This is a genomic window from Endozoicomonas sp. ONNA2, from assembly GCF_024606365.1.
GTDB lineage: Bacteria > Pseudomonadota > Gammaproteobacteria > Pseudomonadales > Endozoicomonadaceae > Endozoicomonas.
On sequence record NZ_JAHHPO010000836.1, the window covers coordinates 1 to 6,302 of the forward strand.

Annotated in this window: 5 protein-coding genes; 3 read left to right on the forward strand and 2 right to left on the reverse strand. The window is 52.7% G+C overall.

Going from position 1 to position 6,302, the window contains the following annotated elements:
* Nucleotides 1-52: 52 nt before the first annotated feature.
* Nucleotides 53-1,375, reverse strand: a complete 1,323-nt coding sequence (locus KDK14_RS14870) for a TolC family outer membrane protein (protein ID WP_257265956.1) — start codon at nt 1,373-1,375, stop codon at nt 53-55.
* Nucleotides 1,376-1,610: 235 nt separating this feature from the next.
* Between KDK14_RS14870 and KDK14_RS14875 the strand changes: the two genes are divergently transcribed.
* The gene (locus KDK14_RS14875) at nt 1,611-3,707 is read left to right on the forward strand and encodes a type I secretion system permease/ATPase (protein WP_257265957.1); all 2,097 of its coding nucleotides are present in this window, start codon (nt 1,611-1,613) and stop codon (nt 3,705-3,707) included.
* Entirely contained in the window at nt 3,704-5,044 is a 1,341-nt protein-coding gene (locus KDK14_RS14880) for an HlyD family type I secretion periplasmic adaptor subunit (protein WP_257265958.1), read from the forward strand. Before KDK14_RS14875 ends, KDK14_RS14880 begins: the two co-directional genes overlap by 4 nt.
* 7 nt (nt 5,045-5,051) lie before the next feature.
* Here KDK14_RS14880 and KDK14_RS14885 read toward each other — a convergent pair whose 3' ends face one another.
* On the reverse strand, nt 5,052-5,237 hold the full coding sequence (locus KDK14_RS14885; protein WP_257265959.1) for a hypothetical protein: 186 nt from the start codon (nt 5,235-5,237) through the stop codon (nt 5,052-5,054).
* A 248-nt stretch (nt 5,238-5,485) separates the two neighbouring features.
* On the opposite strand from KDK14_RS14885, the gene KDK14_RS14890 reads away from it, so the two are divergent.
* Nucleotides 5,486-6,250 carry a hypothetical protein gene (locus tag KDK14_RS14890; RefSeq protein WP_257265960.1) on the forward strand — a complete coding sequence of 255 codons (765 nt, stop codon included), beginning with the start codon at nt 5,486-5,488 and terminating at the stop codon, nt 6,248-6,250.
* The last annotated feature ends 52 nt before the right edge of the window (nt 6,251-6,302 follow it).

Genomic DNA, 6,302 nt, shown 5'->3' on the forward strand with positions numbered 1-6,302 from the left:
TAGTCAGCGTCTGTTTTTTATATGATACGGCGACCACCGAGATCTACACCTATTAAGTCGTCGGCAGCGTCAGTCCTAACGACTCAAGCAGTCGGCCGGTAATATGCAGCAGCCGGTAGCATGCAACAAGCTGTGCAGCCCAGGCACGGTTCCATGCCAGTTCCGCTTCAAGGTTTTCATTCTCGGCATTCAATACATCCAGTAATGCCCGCTCTCCAAAGGCAAATTGCCTCCGGTAGGCCGATACCGTATCCAGACTGTAGGTGACGTGTTTCTGCAATGGCGGCAGTTGTCTGTTGAGCTGATCATGGGCTTCCCAGGCGAGGCGGGCCTCTTCCTGGGTATCCAGCAATGCCTGGTGGTAGATATCTTTCGCTTCGTTCCAGCGGCTGAGGGATGCCTTCAGGCGCCCGGAATCAGCGCCACCATTAAACAGGTTGTAGCGGGCATGGAACATCAGCTGGTAATCATCATCACGCCCGATCACGCCGTTTATGTTGTAGTTCCATGATCGGGTTGCCGCAAAGGAGATCTCCGGGTAGAAGCGTCCCCTGTTGGCCAGGTACTCATTTTCTGCCGCGTTGTTGTCCTGCAGCGCCGACTTGAGTAATGGGTAGTGTTTACCCGCCAACAGAACGGCCTGCTCCATCGTTGCTGGCAGTAAATCCATGGCAGGTAGCGGTTCCTGCAGAGAACCGGCGGGCGCACCCACCAGCCTGACAAACTGGAAACGGGCATCGTGTACATTGTTTTCAGCAGCAATGGTATTGGACTGGGCCACTGCCAGTCGGCCACTGACCAGGCTGAGGTCGGCAATGCTCTGCACACCGGACTCGGAACGTTTGAAAATGTTGTAGTAGATATCCTGGTGAACCTTGAGATTTTGTTCGGACATGGCCAATGCCCGCTCCATCATGATCACCGTCAGGTAACTCCGGGCGACGTTGAGCGCCGTCTCGGAAGCGGTGGTTATCAGCCGGTACTGTTCAGAACCTGTGGTCGCTTTAGATCTTTTACTGTCGTGTATTGTGGAGAAACCGGAAAAAAGCACCTGGCGAAGGGCAATGGACGACTCATATCGATGAAGGCTGTCATCACTGGCCGGGCCACCGGCACGGGTGGTTGGGTTAGAGGTCCATTCATAGCCGGAGCCTCCCTGCACATCCAATGTTGGCAGGAATCCGGATTTGGCGATGCTTTCTTCATGAACCCGGGTCTGCACTCTTTGCATGGCCTGATGCAGCTTCGGGCTGGTGATCAGTGCCGTAGAGACCGCTTCTTGCAGACTTTGAGCGCTTGCTGATGGGATGATGGAAGCAACCATCAGGGCAGACAGCCAATATCGAAGATAATAAATACCGGAAAAACGCTTCATGTTCATAACAGTGTTGAAAATATTCCGGAGATGATCTTTCCCGCAGTGGGACTGTGTGTGAGGTTCGGGCAAACCAGTGTGAGCGATCTGAGAATTAAAACTGACAGGAACCAATAATTAAAAAAGTCTGGGTAAGAATAGATGATTTTTTCTGTGTCCGGCTGTGAATGGCAGAGGAGACATTTTTACTCTAGGCTCAGTTTTGCTTGCACAGAACCTGTCTGATGGAGTTGCCATGGCGCAAAGCCCTTTACTGACCAGCTTGATCTGGATCGCCAGGTTTCATGGGGTCAGGGTGATTGCCGACCGTGTGCTGGCGGGTCTGCCCGTGCAACCCGATGGGTTTGCCGGGGAACATCTGGAGCGGGGGGCCGGGAACGCAGGGCTTACCCTCTTTACCCGAGCGCTGGTATCCCATGGATCACTTGCAGAGAGCTGTCCACCATCGTGCCTGCCCTGTATTGTCTGGTTGGCCCAGTCACCCATCGTTGTCGTGCAGATTACCAAAGAGTATGTAGAGTTCCGACAACCGACACGTGGGATGGCAGTGGAGCGTTTACCTCCTGACGACTTTCTGCAGCATATTGACCAGCGGATTGTCTTTTTCAGTCGGGCCAGGGTTGAGGATGATCGTGATCCGGACTATCCACCGGACTGGCGGGATCACTGGTTCTGGGGGGCGTTACTGGCAGGTCGGCGAATTTATCGGGAAGTGTTGTTAGCGTCTTTGCTGATCAATGTGTTTGCCCTGGCAGTGCCATTGTTCGTGCGTCTGATCTATGACCGGGTGATTCCCGGTATGGCACTGACCACGCTGAATGGGCTGACCACCGGTGTGGTGGTGCTCATCTCTTTCGAACTGATCTGTCGACAGCTGCGCACCCGGTTTATTGATATCGCCGCAAAAAAGTCTGACCTGCTGATGTCCAGTCAGCTGTTTGCCAAAATCATGGGCATACGGCTGTCGTTTATTCCTGCGGCCACCGGCACATTTGCGCGGCAAATCCAGGACTTTGAGGCGATTCGGGAGTTTATCACCTCCACCACGCTGACAGCCATGGTTGACTTGCCGTTTGCCATGCTGTTTCTGGTGGTTATCGGGTTGATGGGCGGTCAGCTGGTGTGGATTCCCCTGCTTATTATTGTTGTTATGTCGTTTATCAGTGCCGCCGTCCAACCCCGGCTCCGTCAGAGTATCGAAGAGAGTGAACGACTTTCGGCACGAAAGCATGGGGATCTGGTGGAAAGCATTACCGGCCTGGAAAGCCTGCGGCTCGCCGGTGCACAGAGTCGTTTTCAACAACGCTGGGAGCAGGCCACCGGGCATATGGCGACCTGGGGGCTGAAAACCCGGGCAATGACCGGCAATGTCACTGCCCTGGCAACCTGGCTTCAGCAATTGGCTACCGTTGCCATTGTCTATTTCGGCGTGCTTTTGATCAGCTCCGGCAGCATGAATATGGGCGCATTGATCGCCATTATGATGCTTTCTGGCAGGGCCATCGCGCCTTTTATGCAACTGGCACTGCTGGGCACACGGTATTACCAGGCTCGCAGTGCTTTTATGGTGATAAACCAGTTGATGGGGGCGCCGGAAGAGCAGGGGAAGCGGACGATCTATCGCGAGGTGAAAAAATTTCAGGGGAATCTGGAGTTAAGGCAACTGTCGTTTTCTTACCCGGGTCGTGTCATTCCTGCGCTTGCTGATCTGTCCCTGTCCATCAACAGCGGTGAGAAAGTGGCTGTAGTGGGGCGCTCTGGCTCCGGGAAATCAACCCTTGCCCGTATTCTGGCGGCACTCTACCAACCGGACCAGGGGCAGGTATTTCTGGACAGTATTGCCCAGGGGGATATTCATCCGGCAACCCTGAGAGGGAAAATAGGCTTTCTGGCCCAGGAACCCTGGCTATTTCATGGTTCGGTCATGGATAACATTACCATGGGGACTGCCGGTTTCTGTGAGGATGATCTGCTGACTACCGCCAGGGACTGTGGGGTAACGCTTTTTACCGGCGACTCCCTGGCTGCCCTGGAATACCCGGTGGGTGAAGGTGGACGACAACTCTCTGGTGGTCAACGGCGAGCCGTGGCATTGGCCCGTGCCATGCTATCCAGACCGGACATCCTGATTCTTGATGAGCCCTCTGCCCATATGGATAGTCTGATGGATGCCCGTGTGCAGAAGACACTCAAAAGCCTGCCGGACAGTGTCACGCTGATGATCATTACCCACAGAAGCAGTCTGCTGTCGGTTGTTGACCGTGTCATCATGCTCGACGGCGGCAGGCTGGTATCTGATCAGCCTGTTCATATCAGGGAACACCGGGCATGAAGGCAAAATCATGGCCGGAGTGGATACGGTTAACCGCCAGTAACCGGCAACAGGCCCAGTTGATGGATATTACCGTTACCTCACGTTGGTTTATCTGGGTGATGGTTGTTCTGGTCGCTGCAATAATTGCCTGGAGTTGTCTGGCCATGATGGATGAGACCGTCACCGGCTATGGCCGTGTGATCCCTTCCAGTAGGGTTCAGGAGATTCAGAGTCTGGATGGCGGAACCCTGAAATCTGTTCATGTCAGGGAAGGTGAGTTTGTCCATGCCGGGGATTTGATCTTGCAGATTGATGAAACCCGTTATCAATCCTCTTTTCGGGTAAATGAATCTGAACTGGAGAGCCTGCAGGGCTCTGTGGCCAGACTGGAATCAGAGTTATCCGCACTGGTAGAGATACAAAATGGCTCATGGTGCATAGAGGATCAGCGGCATATTGACTTTCCGGAACAGTATAAAAAAGATTTTCCCCACCAGGTACGGCAGCAAACCGCATTGATGAATGAACGAATGGCGGCCCTGAAAAGTCAAGTGACCATTGTCGACCAGCAAGTGATTCAGAAGCAGCAGGAACTGAATGAGTTAAAGGCAAAAGTAACAACGCTGACCAGAAGCTTACAGCTTGCCAATGAGGAGTTATCGCTCAAGCAACCCCTCTGTGATGATGGCGTTATTACCCGCGTAGAGATTATTAACCTTGAGCGAAGGGCGAATGAACTTCAGGGGGAGCTGACCAATGCCCGGTTGATGATCGCCCGTCTTGAGTCTGCATTGACGGAGTCCATTGGTCGTCGCAATGATCTGGTGATCCGTTACCGGGCAGACGTGCAAAAAGAGTTGCAGGATACACGGGAGCGGTCAGGTAAACTGCTGGAGGGGCAGGCGGGCCTGGAGGACCGGGTGCGAAAAGCTGCGTTGTATGCACCGGTGGATGGGTTAGTGAAAACGGTAAAGATGCAGACAGAAGGCAGTGTTATTCAACCGGGCAGCACGGTGGTGGAGATTGTACCGGCAGAGGACCCGCTTATTTTTGAGGCCCGTATTCAACCGGCGGATATTGCCTTTTTGCAGTCCGGACAAATGGCGCTGGTCAAGTTAACGGCTTATGAATTTGCCACCTTCGGAAGTTTGCAGGGAATGGTGGATACCATCAGTGCCGATACGCTGGATGATGACAAGGGACTGCCTTATTACCGGGTTCGAATAGTGCTGACTGGTAATAGTAACGCCCTGCTGTTGATCCCCGGTATGACAGGGGTGACCGATATTGTGACGGGGAGCAAAAGTGTGCTTGAGTATTTTATAAGGCCTGTGCTGAGAGGTTTTAGCTTATAGAAAATTATTAGAATTGATTAAACATGACTGTAGAATAGTTGCGAAATAATTCGCTGTGATGCTGTCCGCTGGTTCCGTAATCCTCATACAGCTCTATCATCTGGTCATCCCTGTAATTGGCTTTATCCAGCGTCGTCCAACAACTCTTAAGCTCATAGTCTCGTGACAGGAGCATCTGGCCAACGGAGTCCATTATACGCCTGGATTCAGGTTACAGAAGCGCCAACGTAACCTGAGCTTAACAGTACCACGTTGCTAACCCGGATATTTCATAAACGTGCTCCCGTTCTCGCTTGTCCTTTGCCGCTCTGAGGGAGTTTTGCTCAGTCGACCGTACTCCCCGGTACGGCGCTCCCTCACAAAATCCCTTAGAGCGACGAAGTCCTGCGCGAGATTCGGGGCAGTTTATGAAATATCCGGGCTAAACGGGCACAGCCCACTGTGATTGATGCTGATGTCTTTCAAATCCTCAAACTCCATAGAGATCCCGGCATGCTCATCATTGATAATGTGCTAGATTTACAGGCACCCTTTCAAACAATGATTGAGGTTAGCATCGTGTATTTCGTCAAGTCCCTTCGACCCTGGGTACTTCCCCTGTCAATCGTGTTACTTCACATTTTCTCGCAATCTATCCGTGCCGACCATGAGGAGGCCTGCGACTGGGAACAGAACAAAGTTACGGCTTATGAATCCGGTTTTCGCGGCGTTCTGCCGCCAGCCGCCGCAGATTGGAACCATCAGCGTTACGAGGTGCTGGGCAAGAGAGACGGCCTGAAAACCTGGCTGGTTCGTTATGATGATCACTTTTACCGGGGAGGCGAGCTGGAAAGCATTGATGGTGCTCACAGCCTTGCTGAACTCGGCATTAAAACTGTCTTTGCGATTACCTCTTTTGACAAAGAGCGTCAATGGCTGGAGAACGCGGGCATTCACGTTGTTGACCTGTCCTTTGACAAGAATGCCACTCTTGGCCAGCAGCAAATAGATCAAATGGTTAAGCAGCTCAGTACCCATCCCGGACCAGTATATGTCCACTGTGTCGGAGGAACTCAGCGTGGTGGTGTGGTCGGTGTTATCTATCGTCTTTCCCAGGGCTGGGAACCTGACCAGTCACTGCTGGAATTCGCCTACCTGGGAGGCTCATTGAAAGCCAATGATAAAACCCTCAAGTCTGTTTTGCAGACGTTGGCAAAATCGATGTAAAGCACTGCCTTTTGGCCCCCGGGTTTTTGAGGCTTGAAAAGCTCATTCCCCC

Coding starts and splice junctions, on each gene's coding strand:
- KDK14_RS14885 (WP_257265959.1), bottom strand. CDS start 5,237: ATGGACTCCGTTGGCCAGATGCTCCTGTCACGAGACTATGAGCTTAAG.
- KDK14_RS14875 (WP_257265957.1), top strand. CDS start 1,611: ATGGCGCAAAGCCCTTTACTGACCAGCTTGATCTGGATCGCCAGGTTT.
- KDK14_RS14880 (WP_257265958.1), top strand. CDS start 3,704: ATGAAGGCAAAATCATGGCCGGAGTGGATACGGTTAACCGCCAGTAAC.
- KDK14_RS14870 (WP_257265956.1), bottom strand. CDS start 1,375: ATGAAGCGTTTTTCCGGTATTTATTATCTTCGATATTGGCTGTCTGCC.